Below are 22,993 nucleotides of genomic sequence, written 5' to 3' on the forward strand. Positions count from 1 at the left end.
GCGATGTGTATCATCACAGCCCATTTTGGCTAAGTACGCTCTCGCCTGCTTGCTTGATGTCGTCCACGGTGAGATTTCGCTTACCGCTCAAATCTTGTCGCCATTTTCTTGCTCCCGTCAAGCCCTGAAATAGTCCCAGATAATGCCGTGTCAAGGTCGCCAAATTCGCCCCTTGCTCGGCTCGTTTTTCAAGATAAAGGTAGAGATTTTCTAGGATTTCACGGTGCGTTGGGATAGGCTCGCCCCACAGTTCATTGCACGCCCCCATGAGCATGGGATTATGATAAAACGCCCGTCCTATCATCACGCCGTCCACATGGGTTAGGTGGATTTTGATGTCATCAAAATTGTCCACACCGCCATTGATTTCTATAAACAGATGGGGAAATTCTGTTTTTAGGCGGTAAATATCATCGTAGCGTAGGGGCGGAATTTCTCGGTTTTCTTTGGGGGATAAGCCGTTGAGCCATGCGATACGAGCATGAGCGATAAAGTGCGTACAGCCAGCCTCCGCCACAGTCCCCACAAAATCACGCATAAACTCATAACTGTCAAACGTGTCAATGCCAATACGGTGCTTGATGGTAACGGGCTTATCCGTACTGTCTTTCATCGCACGCACCATGTCCGCCACCAGTTTTGGCTCTGCCATAAGGCATGCCCCGATTTTGTTGTGCTGAACACGGTCGGACGGACAACCCACGTTGATGTTAAATTCATCATAACCCATCTTGTCGGCAATCTGTACGCATTGTGCCATATCGTTAGGATTTGACCCACCAAGCTGTAATGCGACAGGGTGTTCGCTGTCATTATATCGCAAAATATACTCCGTATCTCCCTTTAAAATGGCACTCGTGCTTATCATTTCGGTGTACAAATGTATGTGTCGGTTAAACAGCCGTGCAAAATAGCGAAAATCGGCTGTCGTCCAATCTATCATCGGGGCAAGGCTAATGCGTTTATTATCTTTAAAATCAATCATTTGGTAAAATCTTGTGGTTGTATTGGGCAGATGGTTCACGGTTGTTTTATGCATTTATGGTTTTAGGGTATGGCTTTGAATAACCAATGTAACGCCAGATCATCTCGTTTGGGTTTGCCATTATTACCGTCATCAGGAAAGGGCATGCTCTCGCCCGTGAGCTGATAACCACGCCGTTCATAGTAGGCGAGCAGTTCGGGGCGGTGCGATAGGATGGACATGGCACAGCCGTCTAAGGCGTGGCGTGTGGCGTGTCGCCCTGCAAAGGTCTCGACCGCTGTCAGTAGGGTGTTGCCCACGCCTTTGCCTTGGAGTTCGGGCGAGACGGCAAAGGTGCCGATGTAGGCGACATTTTTGTCGTGCATGGTGGTAAACTGCATTCCGATACATGCCAAGATTTGCTTGCCACTATCAAGCTCTGGCTCAAACACGAAGACATACGACCCATCGGCGGTGATGGTCTTTTCTATCTCGGCTAAGGTGGTGCGAATACCGCTGATAAGCTGACTTTCGTTTGTCCAGCCTTCATCGTTGCGGTAACAGCGGTTTAGAAGCGTGACCAAAGCTTGAGCGTCGCTGATGTCGGCTTGGCGTAGGCGGATGTCATCGGTGCGGATAGTTGGGGCAGATGCGGTCATGATATGTCCTTGGTGTGTTGGTGTTATGGCAATGAGTGTCGCCGATAGGGCAGGCGTGGCGTTAGCGTGATTTTTCCATGTTGCCCAGATGGGTCAGCAGGATGTCGCTGAGCTTGTCCGATAGCTCGGAGCGGACGGCTTTTTTGTCATCATAACGCCCGTCCAGACTGCTATAATGTGGATAGGCACGAGCTTTTTTAAGCGGCGTGGGGAGCTTGCCTGCTTGCCACACCAGCGTGTCATGATGATGAGTGCTGATGATGTCAAGGCTAGCATGCCCTAGGTGGCGTAAGGTGTAATGCAGGTTTTGGCTTTGGATGGCGAGCAGGGCAAGCGTTTCATTGTTGATGGTCAGGGTCTTAACGCCCATCGCTTTGTCCTTAATGGTACCGCTGTTAGGTAGTAGTCCACCAAGCACGCCCCCGATGGCGGTGCCTAACCCCAGACTTGCCCCAAGGGTCGCCACGTCAATGCCTGCCCCAACTATCATGCCTGCCATGCTACCACTGGCGGTGCGAATGCCATAACGGGCAAGCAGTTCACTGTCAAAAATATCCTGCTCGGCACCCGTGACGGCAAATTCGCCATGCTCGGTCTGTACATGATAAAATTTATACAAATCCAACAGCTTTTGTTGCATGATGTCAAAGGCTTGACGGGTGGCGTGTTGCATGGTGGTGAGAGTGGGTGTGGGGTCGTCATCTCCCCCGATTTTTTTGTGAAAACTTGCCACATTAACGAGAAAATCAGCAATCACCAAACTGCCCATCTCCGCCATGTCTTGCCATAGTTCGGTGCGTTCGTGCTTTAAGATGGCAAAGGCAGGATGATGAGTGAGTGTGCCTAGGTTGTCCCATAACGTCATCTCGTTGGCAAAGTCAAAAGCGATGGTATCAAAGGACTGATAAGCATGCAACGCCCGCCGTGATAGGGTCTCACGCCAGTCATCGAAGTTTGCCCGCTCATCTTTGATGAAGTTAAATACAGGCAACACAGGCACGCCCGAGCTTGCCAAAATCGCCAGCTCGTCCTTGTATTTGGACAGCACAGGCTCACGCACGTCCACGACATAAATGGCGACATCGGCAGAGAGTAGGGCGTTAATGACTTTGGCTTCTTGACTATAATCATAGCTCAGTTTGGGGTCACTGCTTGCAACCGCCCTTAAAAAAGCTTGCAATCGCTCCACGCCATCGGCTCGCCCGTCGGTGTGTTCATGCAAAAAATCCATCACGCCCGAGCCGTCTTCTAAGCCGGGGGTGTCATACAGGACAACCAAGGGCTTGCCATCGTTGGCATAGAGCGTGACGGCTTCGACATGGCGGGTGGTGGCGGATGCATTTTTGACTTCGCCAAATTCACCATCTCGGAGCAAGGTTCGCATGAGTGATGTTTTGCCGACATTGGTGTGTCCGATGACGATGAGCTTGATGGGCGTGGCAGGTTGGTGTGACATAATGAACGGTCGTGATAAATTGGCTTTTATTATAAAATAAATGGCAAAAGAATGATAGTCAGATGATGACTGATGGCAATTTACTTTTAATAAAAGACTACAAATGTATGCTGTTTTTTATGAAAAAATGTGTTAAACTAGGCAAATAAATTTGTAACTAAATTTTTCAAACACAACATAATACATAAGGCAAAAGCGGAGTATCTATGACCATTTGCATCACCGCCACAGGGCTACACATTCCCAAAGACAAAATCACCAACGAAGAGTTGGTAGCGACATTTAACACTTATGTGGATAACTATAATGAAGCCCACGCCCAAGCCATTGAATCTGGCGAAAAGGTCGCTTTACAGCATTCTACCGTAGAATTTATCGAAAAAGCGTCAGGCATTAAGTCTCGCTATGTCATTGATAAAAAAGGTATTTTAGACCCGAACATCATGGCACCAATTTTCCCTGCTCGCAAACTTGGCGAAGAGCTGTCTATCATGGCAGAGATGGGGACGGACGCACTCAATCAAGCCTTAGCTAATGCTGGCTTAGAAGGCAAAGATTTGGACGGGATTATCTGTGCTTGCTCCAACTTTCAGCGTGTCTATCCCGCCATTGCCATTGAGATTCAGCATGCGGTGGGTATGGTGGGCGGATTTGCCTTTGATACCAACGTGGCGTGTAGTGCGGCGACTTTTGGTATCGCCCAAGCGGTCGGTATGATAAAAGGCGGTGTCGCCAAACGCATTGCCGTGGTCAATGTCGAGATTACGTCCGCTCATCTCAACTGGCGTAACCGTGATAGTCATTTCATCTTTGGCGATGTGGCGGCGGCGACCATCATCGAAGAGACCGATACGCCAAAAGGCTATGAAGTGCTAGATAGCAAGCTGTGGACAGAGTTTTCAACTAACATCAAAAACGAATTTGGCTTTATGGATAGAAGTGAATTTTTGCACGCCAAAACATCCATGTATCCTGACCTAGACGAGCCTGTTACCGATAAATTATTCTTACAAGAAGGGCGTAAAGTATTCCGTGAAGTCTGCCCCAAAGTGTCCGAGATTATCAGCACGCATTTGGCAGAAAATAACATCAGCACCGATAAAGTCAAAAAACTGTGGTTACACCAAGCTAACATTAACATGATTGATTTGATTTTGCGTACCGTCATGGGTAAAGATGCTGACAAATCACTTGCTCCGATTGTCATTGATGAGTTTGGCAATACCAGTTCAGCAAGTCCGATGATTGCGTTTCATCGTTGTCAAGATGGCATTGCCAGCGGTGATTTGGCGGTAATTTGCTCGTTTGGGGCAGGGTATTCGATTGGTTCGGTGATTGTTAAGAAGGTGTGATAAAAATCATTGATATAATAAAAAGAGCGGATGATTTTCGCTCTTTTTATTGTTATTAAAATTCATAAAATTAAAGATTTTTTAATAATTCCCCAACTTGTTTTATTCTATTTTCCAAATTTCCCGAAATGGCGTGATAAGTTAATTGGCGGTTTTCTAATTCTTTAATAATCGTTTGTCGCATTTGCTGTCGCCCATTGGGTAAATCTCTCATGCCATCATCTATCCATGTAATGCCAATCTCATCGGTTACTAAAATCAAATCATATTGGTTATTTAAATTATCCAAAATAATATCAGGCGTTTTATTAAAATAATGCTGACTATAAATATGTAGTAGTAATAATGACGTATCGATAAAACAATAGCGATGGGCAGTGGCAACCGCATGCTTCTCGCTGTCCATTTGTCCTTGTGAGATGGGCGTTAAATCATCAAAGGTGCAGACATGACCTGTTGGCTTTTGCTCTAGGTAGGTACGCAGGTATTCAGGCGTGTAAGTGGTGTTGTATTTGTCCGCTAGGGCTTGGGCGAGCGTGGATTTGCCAGTGCATTCGGCACCGATAAGCAGGATTTTTTTGACGGTCATTTTGAGCAGAATGATTTGATGGGTAAATAGGCTATTATAGCGTGCCATTTGCTTTTTGGCGAATATTTTTATAAAATGGCGGTTTTATTTGACATTAGCCATATTATGATACACACCGCCTTTACGCACGATGATTACCACGCCCAATTATCCGCCAAAATTGACCGCATTAGCACCCAATTCGCCCCGTTTAATCCGCCTGCCTTAGAAGTCTATGAATCACCGATAAGTCATTTTCGCCAGCGTGCCGAATTTAGAATTTGGCATACCGAGCGAGACGGGGCGGACGATATGTTTTATGCGATGTTTGAGCGAGACGGTAAATCAAAAAAGGTGATTGAGATTACCGATTTTGCCATTGCCAGTCGTGCTATTAACGAGCTGATGCCTGTTTTATTAAATGAATTAAAACAAAACAGCTTATTAAAAGATAAATTATTTCAAATTGATTTTTTAAATACCTTACATGGGCAAATGCTCGTTACGCTCATTTATCATAAAAAATTAGATGAAAACTGGCAAGCATTGGCAAATTCATTGGCGGATAAATTAAAAATTAAACTCATTGGGCGAAGTCGTGGGCAAAAATTGGTATTAGGTGATGATTTTGTCATTGAAAAAATGAGCGTGGATATAAAAGGGCAGTCCCAAGATTTTTATTATCAACAAATAGAAGGTGGATTTAGTCAGCCTAATGCTCATGTGTGCCGTCATATGCTAAACTTTGCCTGTGATGTGGCGGATAATATTAGCCAACATAATAAAAAAGATTTGTTAGAACTATATTGTGGTAATGGTAATTTTACCTTGCCGTTATCTAAATATTTTAATCAAGTTCTGGCAACCGAAATGGCAAAATCATCGGTCAATTCTGCCAAATGGGCGATTGATTATAATAAAATCGCCAATATCGCCATTGCTCGCTTATCCGCCCAAGAATTTAGCCAAGCTCATAATGGCGAGCGTGAATTTAGAAGACTTGCCGAGAGTGATATTGATATTAAATCTTATGACTTTAATACCGTCTTTGTCGACCCGCCACGAGCAGGGATTGATGATGAAACCTTAAAGATTTTGGCAAATTTTGACAATATCATTTATGTTTCATGCAATCCTGATACTTTATTTGAAAACTTGAAATTTTTAAATCATACCCACGAAATAAAACGCTTTGCCTTATTTGACCAATTTCCCTATACGCACCATATAGAAAGTGGGGTGTGGCTTAGTAAAAAATAAAACTCAAAAAGTATAAAAGCGGATAAATATTTTATCCGCTTTTTATTGTATTACTCAATCACAAGACTGGGCAAATTATTCACGATATTCATACTCTCAATACTTACCGTTATGACACGAAGTAATAACTCTAAGGGATAATGAGCATTATTCATCGTCTCTATTGCCCAATCATTGGCATTATTGGTGATACCACTGGCTTTATCGGTTTTAATGGACTGGCGTTCCATTACCCATTCTACCCCTGATTTGCCATTGACGATATAATCATAGGCTTGTAATGGGATATTGCTTACAGTATAATTATCATTATAAATAATTACCGTTTTATCATCTTCATTTTTGCCTGTTTGTGGATTTTTACGCTTGGCAAATTTCATTTTGGTTACATAAAAATCATCGTCATCACCGCCAGTTATTTTGTCATTATCAATACCAATACCGCCTTGTAATTTCACATTATCATACATCATCACGCTTTCATAATTCAAATGCAAATTCGCCAATGCTCGCCCTGCTTTTTCAAATGCCAAAAAGTCATCTAGCGATTTGACTCGTGGAATGCGTGGCAACTGCTTGGATAAATTATCGGCATAGCGTTCACGGTAATCGGTGCTATGGAGTAATCCATAAATATAATAAAAGATGCATTCTTTACTAATTTCTGCACCATTATAAAATTCTTTAAAATGAGCTAAGGCTTCATCACTAATGGCGGATTTTTGGGTATAATCGCCATTGTTGTTGGGTTCGTAAATATGCAATGGGAAGCATTTTGTATCGCCAATTAAGTGATAATCTGGGATTGTATTTGTTATGATAGTAGAAAAATCTTTCTTGTTGGCTAACGATAAACATATTACTAAATTTTCGCACTCCGCTTTTGGATAAATTTTGTTATTTAAGGTTCTTTCAATCCAAAACTTATCAAAATAAACATTTTGGTAAAAAAATGGTCTATACAAGGCTTTTCTTAAAACACTTATATTAAATTTTGAATTTAAATGTCTTTGAATGAATTTTTTGGTGTTATCACTCCAACTAATTCTTTTTTCGTCTAAATTTAAAGTGTAATCACCGTTACTTGATACATGTTTTTCTAATTCTGAATTGTAAAAACTAATACACAACTTCATTTGATTTAATAGGTTTGTTTTTGAGCTATTATAAACCCATTTATCACGACTTGTTGCAATACCATTAGAATAATCTAAAAATATATTCAATTTACCGTTTTCATACATTGAAATATATTTATCAAAATCGGTATTGCGATGATTTATCCAGTCATTAAATTCATCTGGAATAATTGTTTTCCAGTGTTTAATCCCATCAATGGATTTAAATTCATTGATTATTGATAATTTTTCATCACGACTTAAATAATCGCCAATATCATAAAAATAAATATTACCATTTTTTGATGATTTTTTATTTTTTACCAAAACTGATATGGCGACAGGTTCTTTAATTGACCCTTTATCTTTATCATTATTACCAAATACATTATCTTTTTCTTTTCTTCTGAGTTCACCAGAAGTGTTGGCATTACCCCGTAAATGAAAAACATATAGACTGCTAAACTCATCGGATAGGCATTTTCTTAGTCCGCTATGTGCTTTACTATCAATAAATCCAGCACTTGTAACAAATCCAATAACACCATTATTTCCAATTCTATCACTTGCCCAACGAATTGCTCTAACATAACTATTATACAAAGACTTTTTTAGGGTAGTATTTGAATATTTTGCATAGCTATTCTCAATACGACTATCTAATACTGGATATTTCATATTTTCAATACTATCATTGGCACTTTTTTTACCAACAGAATAAGGTGGATTGCCCATAATCACAGTAATGTCCAATTCTTTTTGGCGTTTTTGGCGTTCGCTGTTGTCGCTTAATGTAATTAAGTCATTTTCATACATCGCAAAAGTATCTGCCAAACAAATGCCTGTAAAGGGTTTATAGTCATCAATAATGCCCAATTTATCAACCATTATACTATGATACACGCTTTCAATATTGATAGTAGCGATATAATAAGCCAATAATAGCATTTCATTGGCGTGGATTTGGCTGTATTTTATGGGTAGATTTTTGTTATCAATAATACCGCTTTGTAGCAGTCGTGTAATAAAAGTCCCTGTGCCTGTAAATGGGTCAATGATTTGTACGCCATCATCACTAAGACTTGCCTTAAACTCGGTTTTTAAAATATGTTCAATAGAATGAATAATAAAATCTACCACTTCTATCGGTGTATAGACAATACCCATTTTTTCGGACAATTTTGGAAAGGCTTTATTAAAGAAATTATCATACAATTCTTTGATAATCTTTTGGCGATGAGTAGGTTCTTTAATACCGCTGACACGAATGGCGATGGCGTGATAAAACTCATTTAATTCTTTGGTTTCTTTATCAGAAATGTTGGTTAATGCTAGGGCATTGATGACTTTATCCAATGCCACAGACATTGGATTTTTTTTGGTAAATTCTGGGTCATCAAATAATGCATCAAAAATTGGCTTGGTAATCAAATGTTGTGATAACATTTCAATCGCATCGTTATCGGTGGTTGCTGTATTTAAATCGTTGCGAAGCTGACCTGCAAATTGATTAAATGCTTGGATTTGAGCGGTATTTTCTTTATTTTCTAATATCGCTTTAATACGGTCTGTATGAGTATTTGCAATTTTGGCAATATTCTCTGCCCATTCTTGCCAATTTTTACGATTGCCACATTTTTTGACGATTTTGGCGATTAACGCTCGCTCAATATCGGTGATATTAAAATCCAATTCGCCTTGTACTGCTGGCTTATTCTCTTTTTGACCAATGGTGGATTTGCCACGAGTGGTTTTTTTATTGCTTGTGGATTTTTTGCTAATATTATTGGTAACATCAATAATTTCAATTTTATCTTTACTTGCTCCAAATTCTAATTTATTGAGTATGGCATCAAATCTATCATCGTGTGAACGCAAGGCATTTAGTACCTGCCAAACCACTTTGTAATTTTCGTTGTTGTCAAGGGCTTCGTGCGGTTCTACGCCAGCTGGAATAACGATTGGCAAAATCACATAACCCCGCTTTTTGTTGGGGGCTTTTCGCATTACTCGTCCTACCGATTGCACCACATCAATTTGTGAATTACGAGCGGACAAAAATAAAACAGCGTCCAATGCAGGCACATCAACGCCTTCGGATAGACAACGAACATTAGAAAGTATTCGGCAAGTATTATCTGGGGTATTTTCTTTTAGCCAGTTGATTTTATTTACCTTTTGGCTGGCGTTCATTGAGCCATCTATATGGTTGGCTTCACAGTTTAATTGCAATGATGGGTTTAATGTTATTTCATCTGTTTTATGTTTTTCTTTTAGTAGTTTGATTTCTTGGGCTTGATAAGCACTTACCACTTCATTAAACATACCACTAATGGTTTTTGAACTGACTTTATGTTTGCCTGTATATTTGTCAATCACTTGACAAAAGGCAACCGCTCGTTTCATTGGGTTATAATCATCGGCTAATTCTGTTTCTACACCATATTTTGATAAAGCTTTCCAACAGCCGATGATTTTGGCAACATCATCAACTTTATATTCGTTTTTATCATCATTTAATAATTTTTCTAATCGGCGGTTAATATGACTTTCGGATATGGCTAATACCAAAACTTTATAATCCACCAACAAATCTTGATTGACTGCACTGCTAAAACTGATGGTATGAAAAATTTTGCCATAATATTCTTCATTATCCATAGAATAAACAGCTTCTACGCCTTCAACATTTTTGGCTTTATCGCTATATATTCTTGGGGTGGCGGTCATATACAGGCGTTTTTGTGCTTTAATAAAATCATTATGATGAATTTTAACAAAATGGCTTTCGTCATTATTTTCAAAAGTTGCCCCTGTGGTGCGATGGGCTTCATCACAAATAATCAAATCAAATTCTTTTAAGCCTAATTGTTGGGCTTGATGAATAACTTCAATGGAATGATAGGTACTAAAAATAACCGTCATTACTGTATCATTGTCTTTGCGGTTGTTTAATTTTTCGGCTAATTTTTGGGCGTTGGTGGTGGCAGGGTATTGTAGTTCGTGTAATTGGGTTTGTAACACATCATCGCTTTTTTGTTTGCCAACATCGTTATCTGAACAGACGGCAAAGGCGTGAATGGGAATATTGCTTTGTTGTGTCCATTCGCTCAAAGATTGGGATAATAAGGATAGGCTTGGCACACAAAAAAGCACCAATTTGCCAGCCCCAGCCAGATTTTCGGCGATTTTTAGAGAAGTAAAAGTTTTGCCTGTGCCACACGCCATAATGAGCTTGCCACGATTGGCATTAAGAAAACCTTTGGTAACATCAGCTAGGGCTTGTTGTTGGTGGGGGCGTAGCGATTTTTTGGCGTGGAGAATGGGCGTGCGGTTGGGGGTGTATTTTGCCCAGTCAATGACGCTGTTTTCAAGGTCAGAACGGTTAATGATATTTACGGGAATGCTTTGGTTTTCAAGGGATTTTTCGGCATTGTCTGACCAATGGTCAGTGGTGGTAATAATCAGACGATAAGAAAAATCATTTTTGCCAGAAGCGGTAAAAAAGCTGTCAATGTCGGATTTGGCAATGCGATAATCAGCTGAATAATTTTTGCATTGAATGGCGGTTAATGTGCTGTCCTTGCCAATGGCGACAAGGTCTATGCCTGTATCAGTTTTGGGGAAATCGGGTTTGTGCTGGCTTACCCATTCGGTAAAGGGAAGTACGGTATCATAAAGGATTTTGTAATGATTTTCGGTGCTAAGATAATCAATGCACAAGCGTTCAAAATAAGTGCCTTTTTCACGCTGAGTGTGAGAAAGTGCTTGATATTGCTCTAAAATGTCCGATAATGTTTTGGTTGGTTGGTTGGTTGGTTGGTTGGTTGGTTGGTTGGTTGGTTGGTCATTTTGCAGTCCTACTGTATATATCAAGAAAATTTCTCCATTTTAACAGATTTTTAGTGATAAAAGAAAGGGGGGTTGCGATTGATAAAATTGCCAATAAATTGGTAAAACTTAATGCAAAAATTTTAAAAATATGGCAAAATAGCCTGTTTTATTTAAAAGAATTAAATCATCATCATGAAAGAATCCCTACGCCACCGCCTAGACCAAATGGCGGACAGATTTGAAGAAGTTACCGCCCTGTTGTCCGACCCTGACACCATTTCTGACAGCAAAAAATTCCGTGCTTTGTCGGTGGAACATAGCGATTTGTCCGAGCTTGTGGATGCTTGGGGGAAGTTTTGCCAAGCCGAAGAAGATTTGGCGACCGCAAACGAAATGCTTGCCGACCCTGACATGAAAGAGCTGGCACAAGATGAGATTGAAACGGCAAAATCCAAAATTGACGAACTGACCGAAACCCTAAATGTCGCAATGCTCCCCAAAGACCCCAACGACAAGGCAACGGCATTTTTGGAAATTCGGGCAGGAACGGGGGGCGATGAAGCGGCGATTTTTTCGGGCGATTTGTTTCGCATGTACCAAAAATACGCCCAGTCGCAGGGCTGGCAGGTGGAAGTATTGTCCGCCAATGAGGGCGAACACGGTGGTTATAAAGAAATCATCAGCCGTGTCTCGGGCGTGGGCGTGTATGGACGACTCAAATTTGAAAGCGGGGCTCATCGGGTGCAACGTGTGCCAGCCACCGAAAGCCAAGGGCGGGTGCATACGTCCGCTTGCACGGTGGCGGTAATGCCAGAAGTTGAGATTGACGACACGGTTGAGATTAACCCTGCCGACCTGCGGATTGACACTTATCGTTCAAGTGGGGCGGGCGGTCAGCACGTCAATACCACCGATTCTGCGGTGCGAATCACGCATATTCCCACAGGCGTGGTTGCCGAGTGCCAACAAGAACGCTCTCAGCACGCCAACAAAGACAAGGCGATGAAAATGCTGGTTGCCAAAATTCAACAAGCCAAAGTCCAAGCCCAAATTGACCAAACCAGCGATATGAGACGAATCCTTGTCGGCTCTGGCGACCGCTCCGAACGCATTCGTACCTATAATTTTCCACAAGGGCGAATGACCGACCATAGAATTAACTTGACCCTTTATAAATTAGATGCAATTATGGAAGGAGATTTAGGCGAATTATTGGATAGCTTATTAAGAGAGCATCAGGTAGATTTGATGGCGAGTATTGGTGGGGAATGATGAAAAAATGGGAAAGTACTTTTAATAACAATCATTTAAGACTAATGCGAGTACATATTGGTTTAATGATTTTTTATTTTATATTTTTTTGGATTGGTTGCTTATTTTTTAAGTGTAGTTCCTAATGAAAATTCAGAACCTGTTGGTTTTTTTAAAAAATTTGATGTTAATAATGGTTGGATATAGCCCTTTGTTTGTTTTGCATTTATTGCTTGCTATTGGTGCAAAGAAAAAATTGGAACTGTCTCGCAAGATTTCAGAGATTGTTTTTGCGATTATGGTATTGGCATTTTCGATAGGCACAATACTGTCTTTATTATATTTTTTACCAAGAACAATTTGGAAAAGTAAAGAGAGTTAATGAAAATAAAAGGCTTTATTCCTGCCAAATTTACCCCATTTGTCTTTGCTTTTTATATGTCGGGTATTATGGCGTTTTTAATGTCGCTCGTGCTTGTGGCGTTTAATACAGGCTTTGGCGGTAATTATATGGTGCGAGTGTTTGGGGCGTATGTGATTTCTTTTCCCATTGTCTTTTGTTGTGTTACGGTGGTGCGTCCATTGGTGATGAAGCTTGTGGACTTGACAATTAAAAAATAGCATTTTTTTAATTGAAAATTTTTGTTAAATTAAGACAATGTTGGTAATAAAAAATGAATAAATTTTTAATCACAATCACAAGTATTTTGGCATTAACCGCTTGCACGCCCAATACCATCAATGGGAAAAAAGTGGATAATACGCCAAACATTCAAAAACCCCAAGAAATAAATAAACCAAACCAAACTTTAACTGCCAAAGACATCAAACACCCACAAGGCAAAACCGCAACCTCTAGCGAGATTGCCGAATGCCAAAGACAAGGTGGAACAATCAGCAAGCAAGGCTTAATGGCGCACGATTTTTGTGTGGTGGAATTTGCCGATAAAGGCAAAGTGTGTACGGACGGTAGCGATTGTCAAGCAGGGCGATGTATTGCTGAAAATGTTGCTGATGATAAAGATATTGGTGGTTCAATTAAGGGTGTATGCCCAAGTAATAATGTACCATTTGGTTGTTATGGTACGGTCAATAAGGGTAAATTTGGTGGATTTTTGTGTGTGGATTAAAAAATGAGCCAAACAAACGCAAGGGTGGATTTTTAGTTGGTGCAGATAATACTTCCGCTCCCAATGATTTTGATAGAATGTTTGAAGATGAAATTGCCGAAATGTTCTATGATGAAGATATTGAAACACTCAATAAAATATGGGCAGAATTAGCAAAAAATCAATCAAGCTCGTAAGGTGTGTATTGCTCACCGTTATAAAAAGAGGAATAATTTATGGCAAAATTTTTAAATACCAGTGGTACAACTTACCATTTGGAAGAATTGATTAAAAAGGCAACCGACAGACTTGTTTTAATCAGTCCTTATTTGCAATTTAATGAACGCATTAAGGAATTGCTAGAAGATAAAAACCGCCTTAAAATTGACATTCGCATTGTGTATGGCAAAAGTGAATTATCGCCACAAGAAATCAATTGGCTAAAAGATTTAACTTTTGTGCGTACCAGCTTTTGCAAAAATTTGCACGCCAAATGCTATTTAAATGAACACGAGTGTATTATTACCAGTCTAAATTTATATGAATTTAGCCAAGTCAATAATAATGAAATGGGCGTGCTTATCAATAAAAATGATGACGGTCAGTTATATGCCGATACTTATGACGAAGTACAGCGCATCATTAGAATTAGCGAAGAAGTGAGATTGTCAGCAGATACTGAAAAATCTACCACTTATCAAGAAAAACCAAAAACAGAAAGTCATTCCAAACCAAAAAATTACGATAAAATCACCACCGCCAAACTTGCTGAGAAATTTGGCATTGATAGCAATGAATTTACCAAACTACTTGCTGAAAATGGTTATATTGAATTAAAGGGTAAAAACACCTTTTTAACCGATAAAGGTCGTGAAGTCGGTGGAGAAGTTAAAAAAGGTCAATATGGATATGTTATTGTTTGGTCGGTGGATTTAGAAATTTTTTTTGATGATGAAAAAACAAGTTTTGCTGATAAGCTAAAAAGTTTATTTAAAATTTAATCGTACGGTGCATATTATGCATCATACTTCTTTTTAAACAATTTAATTTGAAAATTTATTAAGGTCTTAATTATGTCAAACCAACCCCAAACCCCAGAAAAAGAAATTTCTGAAAACGATTTAATCGCCCAAAGATTGGCAAAATTGCAAGCCTTGGAAAGTAAAGCCAAACAGAATGGCAAAACTGCTTATCCAAACACCTTTAAGCGTGAAGATTATGCCCAAGATTTGCAAGAAAAATTTGAAGGCGTGGATAAAGAAACCATTGAAAATGGCGAAAAAGTCTATGCATCTGTGGCAGGACGAGTCATGCTAAATCGTGGTTCGTTTATTGTTATTCAAGACATGACAGGGCGGATTCAGCTTTATGTGGATAGAAAAGGTTTACCTGCCGAGACCTTGGAGCTGATTAAATCCTTGGATTTGGGCGATATTGTAGCTGGCACAGGTTTTTTGGGTCGTTCTGGTAAAGGCGATTTATATGTTCATTTAGAGCAATTTGAATTATTGACCAAATCACTGCGTCCACTTCCTGATAAATTTCACGGTTTGACCGATACCGAAGTCAAATACCGCCAAAGATACCTTGATTTAATGGTAAACGAAGACACCCGCAAAACCTTTGAAATCCGTGCCAAAGTGGTCTCAGGTATTCGTACGTTTTTGGTGGGCGAGCGTTTTATGGAAGTAGAAACGCCAATGATGCACATTATCCCAGGGGGTGCGTCAGCAAAACCGTTTGTTACCCATCATAATGCCTTGGATATGGAGCTGTATTTGCGTATTGCCCCTGAGCTTTATTTAAAACGCTTGGTGGTTGGCGGTTTTGAGCGGGTATTTGAAATTAACCGTAATTTTAGAAATGAAGGCGTTTCTACTCGTCATAATCCTGAATTTACGATGATTGAATTTTATCAAGCTTATGCCGATTATAAGGATTTGATGAGCTTAACCGAGCGTATGCTTGAAAAATTAGCAAACGATATTTTGGGTACGACCGATGTGCCGTATGGCGATGAAGTATTTAGCTTTAAAGCCCCCTTTGCCAAAATTCCAATGAGTGAAGCGATTTTAAAATATAATCCAAATCTAACTTTGGAGAATATCAACGACCGTGAATTTTTGGCGGATTTTGTTAAAAATACGTTAAAAATCGAGGTCAAACCGTCTTTTGGTTTGGGTAAATTACAAACGATTGTGTTTGAAGAGACGGTAGAAACCAAACTTCGCCAGCCGACTTTTATTACCGAATATCCAGCCGAAACGTCGCCCCTTGCTCGCCGTAATGATGATAATACCCATATTACCGACCGTTTTGAATTCTTTATTGGTGGACGAGAGTTGGCAAATGGCTTTTCAGAATTAAATGACCCGATTGACCAAGCCGAACGCTTTAAACAGCAGGTTGCCGAAAAAGATGCAGGCGACGATGAAGCAATGCACTATGATGCTGATTTTATTGAAGCATTGGAATATGGTTTGCCGCCAACCGCAGGCGAAGGCATTGGTATTGACCGCCTTGTGATGTTATTTGCTAATGCACCAAGTATTCGTGATGTGATTTTATTCCCGCATATGCGACATAAATAATTTGGATTGTTAAAAATAACCCTATTTTTATAATAAGATAGGGTTATTTAAAAACAGGATAAACGATGGGACTTTTTGAAGGTTTCTGGCAACTGATTAAAGGCATATTTTCTATTTGTTTTGAGATATGGCTTTATGAGGGTAAAAGCAAATTTCATACTTGGTTTTGGCGTATTGTTTGGATTTTATTTTTTGCTTTGGTAATTTATATTATCTATGTTGGTATTTATGGTTGATTTTAAACAGGGTAATGTAATGGGAAGTTTTATTTTTTTAGAAATTTTTACGGTTGTTTGTTTGATTTCTATTATTACGACTTTATTTAATAAACGCATTTTGGGAATGCCCCAAGCCATTGGCGTGCCGATTGTCTCGGCGGTATTGGTCTTTATTTTGCAATGGTCAGCGACATTATTGGCAGGCAATCAATTTATTAATATCAACATTCACGCCATTGAAGAAGCTGTCCGCAAAATCAATTTTTATGATTTTTTAATTAATGGGGTGATTTGTTTTATCTTGACCGCCTCCGCCCTTAAATTTAAAATGGCGGATTTAAGAACTTATTGGAAACCCATTGGGATTTTGGCAAGTTTGGCATTACTGCTTTGTGCTTTTGTTTTTGGCGGTCTATTATTTGGCTATCAATTCATCACAGGTCATCATGTACCCTTAATTGTTTTATTGTTGTTGGGTTCGGCGCTCGGGGCAACCGACCCGATTGGCATTAAAGGTGTATTAAGCTCCATTAAAGCACCCAATCATTTGATGATTAAATTAGAAGGCGAATCCTTATTTAATGACGCCATGTGTATTGCGGTATTTATGACGATTTTAAAAGTCATTCAAGGGGGTGAATTTAATTTATTGCATGTTGCTGAGCATTTGGCCTTTGAAATCATCGTAGCGGTCATTATTGGTTTTGCTTTTGGTAAAATGGCGTTGTATTTATTAAAAGGCAAAAACGAAATGGAGTCTTTGATATTAACCACTGCCGTGTTAGCCTCAGGCTCTTATTTGGTGGCACTCTATGCTCATGCGTCCGCACCGATTGCTTGCGTGATTGGTGGTTTGATGGTGGGCGATAAATGGCAAGAGATTTTGGCTCATAAAGATGTAGAAGAAATTAACCATTTTTGGCATACCATTGAGGGTATTATTAATTCCTTTTTATTTACCTTAATTGGACTTGAATTATTTATTTTGGATTTAAATGCTCATATCATCATTGGCGGTATTGTTGCTTTTGTGATTTTGCATTTGGCACGCTTTTTGGCAAATTATTTGGCATTTGCGTTTTTTCCTAGTGTGCGTAAAAATGCCTATAAAGGCAGTTTGGAGATTTTGTCATGGGGTGGGGTGCGTGGTGGCATTTCGCTTGCTCTGATTTTGGCGGTTGCCAATATCCCACAATTAAAAGAATATACTAATGTTTTAATTGGTTATACCTTTATTGTGGTGCTTTTGTCAGGGGTTGTGTGTGGTTTGGGATTGCCTGCGGTGATTAATGCCTTTTATTATAATCCCAATGAGCCAAGCGAAGGGTTTGCAGGCTGGTATCAACGCCTCATGCACAAAATAATGAATCGCTCGGACAGATTATATGTGTTAAATGAGGATAAATTTGGCAATCAAACCATTAGCCTATATGAGCCTACGCCAGAGGAATTGGAGGAATTGCCTAAGTTTGATGACACCAAACACGAAACGCAAGCGACACTCAATGACCCTAATCGTTTTTGATGTTAAAATGATGGGTCATTATAAGACAATTAAGGAGATTTTATGTTTCACTTTACCCATGTACAAGCCCCATTAAAAGATGCCATTACCGCTGCTTATCGCTTGGATGAGACGGTGGCGGTACGAAATTTGGCAAGCATACTTGACTTTGCCCAAACCCAAAGAGACAATATTCAGTCGCTTGCCCGTTCGCTCATCACTCAGGTGCGTGCCGACCGCTCCAAATCATCGGGCGTGGATGCGCTTATGCATGAGTTTTCGTTATCCAGCGAAGAAGGAATCGCTCTTATGTGCCTTGCCGAAGCCTTGCTACGCATTCCTGATAACGCCACCAGAGATAAGCTCATTCGTGATAAGCTCGCCGATGGGGATTGGCGACGCCATGTCGGTAATAGCCCATCCATGTTCGTCAATGCTGCTGCTTGGGGGCTGGTCTTGACGGGCAAGCTGACCACGGATGTGTCGGATGACTCGATGGGTTCATCTTTGACCCGTGTCTTACAAAAAGGTGGCGAGCCCTTTATTCGTGGTGGCGTGAACTATGCCATGAAGCTCCTTGGTAAGCAGTTTGTGACAGGGCAGACGATAGAAGAAGCCCTTACCAATGGTAAAGAGCGTGAACGTCTGGGCTATCGTTTTAGCTTTGACATGCTTGGTGAAGCTGCCATGACACAGGCGGATGCTGACCGTTATTTTAATGACTATGTCAGTGCCATTCATGCCATTGGCAAAGATGCTAAAGGGCGTGGGGTTTATGATGGTAATGGCATCTCAGTCAAGCTGTCCGCCATTCATCCCAGATATTTTCGCTCACAGCATAAGCGTGTGATGAGTGAGCTATTGCCTAGATTGAAGGCATTGTTTTTGCTTGCTAAAGAGTATGACATCGGGCTAAACATCGATGCCGAAGAAGCTCATCGCTTGGAGCTGTCGCTTGAACTCATGCAAGCCTTGGTGTCTGACCCTGATTTGGCAGGTTTTCGTGGCATTGGCTTTGTGGTGCAAGCCTACCAAAAACGCTGTCCTTTTGTCATTGATTATCTCATTGACTTAGCTCGTCGCCATAACCAAAAACTCATGATTCGCCTTGTCAAAGGAGCGTATTGGGACAGTGAGGTTAAATGGGCTCAAGTGGATGGCATGGACGGCTATCCTGTCTATACCCGCAAAGTCCACACAGATGTGTCTTATTTGGCATGTGCCAAAAAACTACTGTCCGCCCAAGATGCCATATTCCCCCAATTTGCTACGCATAACGCCCAAACGCTGGCAACCATCTATGAGATGGGTAAGGAGCTTGATTTTGAATTTCAATGCTTACACGGCATGGGCGAGACCTTATACGACCAAGTGGTCGGCGATAAACTCGGTCGCCGTGTGCGAATCTATGCCCCTGTCGGCACGCACAATACCCTGCTCGCCTATCTGGTACGCCGTCTTTTGGAAAATGGGGCGAACTCATCATTTGTCAATCGTATCGTGGATGAGAAAGTCAGCATTGATGAGTTGGTCATCTCGCCTTTAGATGAGATTGATGTCGGCAACATCACACCAAACCCACTCACACCAAACCCACGCCATATTTATGGCGAACGCAAAAATTCATGGGGCATGGATTTATCTAACGAGCATGTCCTATCCCAGCTCCAAGATGACATGACCATGGCAAGTGGCATTGATTTTAACGTTAGCTCCTTGACCCATCATAATGTCGTTCATATACCTGCCTTTGCCGTGCTAAATCCTGCCAATCACACCGATGTGGTCGGACAAGTAGCATTTATTAACCCAAATCAGGTGTCAGATGTGGTTGGAGTTGCCATCAATGCCCAACACTCATGGCAAAACGTCTCGCCAAAAGAGCGTGCTGACATGATACGAGCCTTTGCCGATTTGATGGAAGAGCCCAAACGCATGGCACTGCTTATGATGGTGGCGGTGCGTGAAGCAGGCAAAACCCTGCTAAATGCCATTGCTGAAGTGCGTGAAGCGGTGGATTTTTGCCGTTATTATGCCGATGAATGCGAACGGCTAAACCTAACCACGCCACTAGGCACGGTGGTGGCGATTAGCCCGTGGAATTTTCCCCTAGCGATTTTTGTTGGCGAAGTGGTCTCTGCCTTGTGTGCAGGCAATACGGTTGTTGCCAAACCTGCCGAACAGACGTCCATCATCGCTTACTTGGCGGTGTCATGGCTACATGAAGCAGGTATCCCAACTGATGTATTACAACTGGTGCTGGGTGCTGGGGATGTGGGTGGTGTTTTGACAGCGGACGAGCGTATTGATGGCGTGATTTTCACAGGTTCAACAGACGTCGCCAAACGCATTAATATGTTGCTTGCCAAACGCTCTGATAACCCCGTACTCATCGCTGAGACAGGGGGCATGAACGCCATGATTGTGGATTCTACCGCCCTGCCTGAGCAGGTGTGTGCCGATGTATTGGCATCTGCCTTTGACTCAGCAGGTCAGCGTTGCTCTGCCTTGCGTATCTTATGTATCCAAGAAGACATCGCCGAGCCTATGATTGAGATAATAAAAGGGGCGATGGATGAGCTCGTCGTGTCAGACCCACGCCTGCTTAGCACAGATGTCGGGCCTGTGATTGACAGCGAAGCCCAAGCGAATCTGCTAGACCATATCAATACCCTAAAACAAACCAGCGACTATCATGAAGTGCGTGTTACAGATGGCGAGCAAGGCACCTTTGTTGCTCCGATTTTATTTGAACTAAAAGACCTATCACAGCTTAAAAAGGAGGTTTTTGGACCTGTGCTACACGTTGTCCGTTATAAAGCCCATGAACTTGATGACGTGATAGACAGCATTAACAAAAAAGGCTATGCCCTAACACACGGCATTCACAGCCGTATCGATGGCACGATAGAGCATATCATAAATCGCATACAAGCAGGTAACGTCTACATCAACCGCAACATCGTCGGGGCGGTGGTGGGCGTCCAACCCTTTGGCGGTCATGGCTTATCGGGTACAGGACCCAAGGCAGGCGGGTGCTTTTATCTGCAACGCCTAAGCCGTCTGGACAGTTGGGACATACCGACCCTTGATAAGCCTGCCACGACTTATGATAACAATGTAGCTCGTGTCATGGACGTTGCTCGGTCGGTAGGTGTCAATCTAGACAGCACCATCAAGCACGCTTATCAAACGGCACTCAATCACGCCCAGACCACCCTACAAGGGCCAACGGGCGAGACCAACACCCTATCATGGCATGCCCCACGTTCGGTGGCTTTGACAAATGGCACGCCAGACAAGGCTCTGGCGGTGCTTGCTGTGCTTGCTCTAAACGGCACCAAGGCGCACGTTACCCCAAGCCATGAGCTTGCCCCTTACGCTGATAAGCTGACAGATGTGCTTGACGTCATGGGGCAACAAGGCGTGGATAAAAACACCATTATCGTGGCGTTGTCCGACCTACCGATTTCTGAAAAAGTGCGACTGTCAGAGCTGGATGGGGCGATTCGTCGTGTGATGGATGCCACAGATGGCTTTGACATGACACGTCTGTATCATGAAGTCAGCCAAAGTTATAACACCACAGCGGCAGGGGGTAACGCCAGTCTGATGGCAAGTGCCTAGTGCATATTTGGCTTGATATCAGTCATAGCCCACGCCAAAATCGGTATTCTAAACCAACAAAATGCGGTATAATGGCACAAATTTATACCGCTCATTTACCAATTTGTCATGTCCGAATACCAAGTCTTAGCACGCAAATACCGACCCAAAAATTTTAGCGAATTATTGGGGCAAACCCATGTCTCCCAAGCCCTATCGCACGCCATTGATACAGGGCGATTGCACCACGCTTATCTGTTTACAGGCACTCGTGGCGTGGGTAAAACGACCATTGCACGGATTTTGGCAAAGTGCCTCAACTGCGAAACAGGCATAACAAGCACGCCCTGCGGTGTGTGCGATACTTGCGTGAGCGTGGATAATGGGCGGTTTATTGACTTAATTGAGATTGATGCGGCAAGTCGCACCAAAGTAGAAGACACTCGGGATTTGCTAGAAAATGTCCCCTACGCTCCCACTCAAGGGCGGTACAAGGTGTATCTCATTGACGAAGTGCATATGCTCTCCACGCACTCGTTTAATGCCCTCTTAAAAACACTAGAAGAGCCGCCCCAGCACGTCAAATTTATCCTAGCGACCACCGACCCCCAAAAGCTCCCCATTACCATTGTCTCTCGCTGTTTGCAATTTGTGCTTCGTCCGATGTCGCAAGAATTGCTCCACGCCCATTTAGCCAAAATCCTGCATGCCGAGAACATCGCACACGATGACACCGCCCTGTGGCAGTTGGCTCAGTCCGCCAAAGGCTCGGTGCGTGATGCCTTATCCTTGACCGACCAAGCCATTGCGTTCGGTGGGGGACAAGTCGGGGCGGATACCGTCATGGAGATGCTTGGGCTTGTGGATAGTCTTGATGTGCTGGATTTGGTGCGTGATATTTATCACGATGACCGCTCGGGCGTGGCTCGTCATATTGCCCGAATGCGTGAACAGATGGTGGACGCTACCGCTTTGCTTGACCGCCTTGTGGACAGCTTTCATGCAATGGCACTGGTGCAGATTTTGCCTGACATGCCCCTTGATATGAACGATGAGCAAAAACAGGCGTTTTATCATCTTGCCCACACCTTGCCTGCCGATGTCATACAGCTTTATTATGAGATTAGTGTTAAGGCACGAGACAGCGTTCGCCTTGCCAGTACGCCCATGCAGGCGTTGGAAATGGGGATTTTGCGACTGCTTGCGTTTCGTCCGCTTGCTGGTGATGAAGTTATTTATCAAGAACCCAAAGCAATTTTAAATCAACAAACAGATAACTGCGTTAATCAAAGTTTAAATGATGAGAGTTTAAATGATGAGAGTTTAAATGATGAGAGTTTAAATGATGAGAGTTTAAATGATGAGAGTTTAAATGATGAGAGTTTAAATGATGAGAGTTTAAATGATGAGAGTTTAAATGATGAGAGTTTAAATGATGAGAGTTTGGCGATTTCACAAAATACAGAAATTATAGAAAATCATTATCAAGAAATTGGCAATCAA

General features: G+C 41.9%; 17 protein-coding genes. 12 read left to right on the plus strand and 5 right to left on the minus strand.

Annotated elements, in window-relative coordinates; translation table 11 throughout:
- Positions 1-13: 13 nt before the first annotated feature.
- The 3 genes from dusA to B0182_RS02980 all read right to left on the minus strand — a co-directional run bounded on the left by dusA (position 14) and on the right by B0182_RS02980 (position 3,079).
- Positions 14-985, minus strand: coding sequence for a tRNA dihydrouridine(20/20a) synthase DusA (dusA, locus tag B0182_RS02970; protein WP_078273537.1), 972 nt, complete (start codon positions 983-985; stop codon positions 14-16).
- A gap of 62 nt (positions 986-1,047) precedes the next feature.
- Positions 1,048-1,623 (minus strand): GNAT family N-acetyltransferase, encoded by a 576-nt coding sequence (locus B0182_RS02975; protein ID WP_078273522.1) that lies wholly within the window; start codon positions 1,621-1,623, stop codon positions 1,048-1,050.
- 61 nt (positions 1,624-1,684) lie between these two features.
- The gene (locus tag B0182_RS02980) at positions 1,685-3,079 is read right to left on the minus strand and encodes a DUF3482 domain-containing protein (RefSeq protein WP_078273523.1); all 1,395 of its coding nucleotides are present in this window, start codon (positions 3,077-3,079) and stop codon (positions 1,685-1,687) included.
- A gap of 206 nt (positions 3,080-3,285) precedes the next feature.
- Between B0182_RS02980 and B0182_RS02985 the strand changes: the two genes are divergently transcribed.
- Positions 3,286-4,431 carry a beta-ketoacyl-ACP synthase III gene (locus tag B0182_RS02985; protein WP_078273524.1) on the plus strand — a complete coding sequence of 382 codons (1,146 nt, stop codon included), beginning with the start codon at positions 3,286-3,288 and terminating at the stop codon, positions 4,429-4,431.
- A gap of 70 nt (positions 4,432-4,501) precedes the next feature.
- Here B0182_RS02985 and B0182_RS02990 read toward each other — a convergent pair whose 3' ends face one another.
- Positions 4,502-5,068, minus strand: coding sequence for an AAA family ATPase (locus B0182_RS02990; protein ID WP_078273525.1), 567 nt, complete (start codon positions 5,066-5,068; stop codon positions 4,502-4,504).
- A 57-nt stretch (positions 5,069-5,125) separates the two neighbouring features.
- On the opposite strand from B0182_RS02990, the gene trmA reads away from it, so the two are divergent.
- Positions 5,126-6,259 carry a tRNA (uridine(54)-C5)-methyltransferase TrmA gene (trmA, locus tag B0182_RS02995; protein ID WP_078273538.1) on the plus strand — a complete coding sequence of 378 codons (1,134 nt, stop codon included), beginning with the start codon at positions 5,126-5,128 and terminating at the stop codon, positions 6,257-6,259.
- A gap of 50 nt (positions 6,260-6,309) precedes the next feature.
- Here trmA and B0182_RS03000 read toward each other — a convergent pair whose 3' ends face one another.
- Positions 6,310-11,253 carry a type ISP restriction/modification enzyme gene (locus tag B0182_RS03000; protein ID WP_244893636.1) on the minus strand — a complete coding sequence of 1,648 codons (4,944 nt, stop codon included), beginning with the start codon at positions 11,251-11,253 and terminating at the stop codon, positions 6,310-6,312.
- A 150-nt stretch (positions 11,254-11,403) separates the two neighbouring features.
- On the opposite strand from B0182_RS03000, the gene prfA reads away from it, so the two are divergent.
- The 10 genes from prfA to dnaX form a co-directional block, all read left to right on the plus strand.
- The gene (gene prfA, locus B0182_RS03005) at positions 11,404-12,483 is read left to right on the plus strand and encodes a peptide chain release factor 1 (RefSeq protein ID WP_078273526.1); all 1,080 of its coding nucleotides are present in this window, start codon (positions 11,404-11,406) and stop codon (positions 12,481-12,483) included.
- Between the two features lie 360 nt (positions 12,484-12,843).
- Positions 12,844-13,083 carry a DUF2798 domain-containing protein gene (locus B0182_RS03015; protein ID WP_078273528.1) on the plus strand — a complete coding sequence of 80 codons (240 nt, stop codon included), beginning with the start codon at positions 12,844-12,846 and terminating at the stop codon, positions 13,081-13,083.
- Positions 13,084-13,136: 53 nt separating this feature from the next.
- On the plus strand, positions 13,137-13,592 hold the full coding sequence (locus tag B0182_RS03020) for a hypothetical protein (RefSeq protein WP_078273529.1): 456 nt from the start codon (positions 13,137-13,139) through the stop codon (positions 13,590-13,592).
- Complete coding sequence (locus B0182_RS03025; RefSeq protein WP_078273530.1) at positions 13,580-13,768, plus strand: hypothetical protein; 189 nt, start codon at positions 13,580-13,582, stop codon at positions 13,766-13,768. Before B0182_RS03020 ends, B0182_RS03025 begins: the two co-directional genes overlap by 13 nt.
- Before the next feature lie 39 nt (positions 13,769-13,807).
- Positions 13,808-14,572 carry a phospholipase D family protein gene (locus B0182_RS03030; protein ID WP_078273531.1) on the plus strand — a complete coding sequence of 255 codons (765 nt, stop codon included), beginning with the start codon at positions 13,808-13,810 and terminating at the stop codon, positions 14,570-14,572.
- Positions 14,573-14,644: 72 nt separating this feature from the next.
- On the plus strand, positions 14,645-16,162 hold the full coding sequence (gene lysS / locus B0182_RS03035) for a lysine--tRNA ligase (RefSeq protein WP_078273532.1): 1,518 nt from the start codon (positions 14,645-14,647) through the stop codon (positions 16,160-16,162).
- A gap of 65 nt (positions 16,163-16,227) precedes the next feature.
- Positions 16,228-16,398, plus strand: a complete 171-nt coding sequence (locus B0182_RS14190; protein WP_158079609.1) for a hypothetical protein — start codon at positions 16,228-16,230, stop codon at positions 16,396-16,398.
- Positions 16,399-16,417: 19 nt separating this feature from the next.
- A complete protein-coding gene (locus B0182_RS03040; RefSeq protein ID WP_078273540.1) occupies positions 16,418-17,905 on the plus strand; it encodes a cation:proton antiporter in 1,488 nt (495 codons plus the stop codon).
- A 42-nt stretch (positions 17,906-17,947) separates the two neighbouring features.
- Positions 17,948-21,511 carry a bifunctional proline dehydrogenase/L-glutamate gamma-semialdehyde dehydrogenase PutA gene (putA, locus tag B0182_RS03045; RefSeq protein ID WP_078273533.1) on the plus strand — a complete coding sequence of 1,188 codons (3,564 nt, stop codon included), beginning with the start codon at positions 17,948-17,950 and terminating at the stop codon, positions 21,509-21,511.
- 108 nt (positions 21,512-21,619) lie between these two features.
- On the plus strand, positions 21,620-22,993 hold a 1,374-nt coding region (gene dnaX, locus B0182_RS03050), incomplete at its 3' end, for a DNA polymerase III subunit gamma/tau (RefSeq protein WP_143821649.1).

Source organism: Moraxella bovis, assembly GCF_002014975.1.
Taxonomy (GTDB): Bacteria; Pseudomonadota; Gammaproteobacteria; order Pseudomonadales; family Moraxellaceae; genus Moraxella; species Moraxella bovis.

Excerpts from the sequence above, each read along its gene's own strand:
- dusA (WP_078273537.1), bottom strand. The coding sequence starts at position 985 with ATGATTGATTTTAAAGATAATAAACGCATTAGCCTTGCCCCGATGATA.
- B0182_RS02975 (WP_078273522.1), bottom strand. The coding sequence starts at position 1,623 with ATGACCGCATCTGCCCCAACTATCCGCACCGATGACATCCGCCTACGC.
- B0182_RS02980 (WP_078273523.1), bottom strand. The coding sequence starts at position 3,079 with ATGTCACACCAACCTGCCACGCCCATCAAGCTCATCGTCATCGGACAC.
- B0182_RS02985 (WP_078273524.1), top strand. The coding sequence starts at position 3,286 with ATGACCATTTGCATCACCGCCACAGGGCTACACATTCCCAAAGACAAA.
- B0182_RS02990 (WP_078273525.1), bottom strand. The coding sequence starts at position 5,068 with ATGGCACGCTATAATAGCCTATTTACCCATCAAATCATTCTGCTCAAA.
- trmA (WP_078273538.1), top strand. The coding sequence starts at position 5,126 with ATGATACACACCGCCTTTACGCACGATGATTACCACGCCCAATTATCC.
- prfA (WP_078273526.1), top strand. The coding sequence starts at position 11,404 with ATGAAAGAATCCCTACGCCACCGCCTAGACCAAATGGCGGACAGATTT.
- B0182_RS03015 (WP_078273528.1), top strand. The coding sequence starts at position 12,844 with ATGAAAATAAAAGGCTTTATTCCTGCCAAATTTACCCCATTTGTCTTT.
- B0182_RS03020 (WP_078273529.1), top strand. The coding sequence starts at position 13,137 with ATGAATAAATTTTTAATCACAATCACAAGTATTTTGGCATTAACCGCT.
- B0182_RS03030 (WP_078273531.1), top strand. The coding sequence starts at position 13,808 with ATGGCAAAATTTTTAAATACCAGTGGTACAACTTACCATTTGGAAGAA.
- lysS (WP_078273532.1), top strand. The coding sequence starts at position 14,645 with ATGTCAAACCAACCCCAAACCCCAGAAAAAGAAATTTCTGAAAACGAT.
- B0182_RS14190 (WP_158079609.1), top strand. The coding sequence starts at position 16,228 with ATGGGACTTTTTGAAGGTTTCTGGCAACTGATTAAAGGCATATTTTCT.
- B0182_RS03040 (WP_078273540.1), top strand. The coding sequence starts at position 16,418 with ATGGGAAGTTTTATTTTTTTAGAAATTTTTACGGTTGTTTGTTTGATT.
- putA (WP_078273533.1), top strand. The coding sequence starts at position 17,948 with ATGTTTCACTTTACCCATGTACAAGCCCCATTAAAAGATGCCATTACC.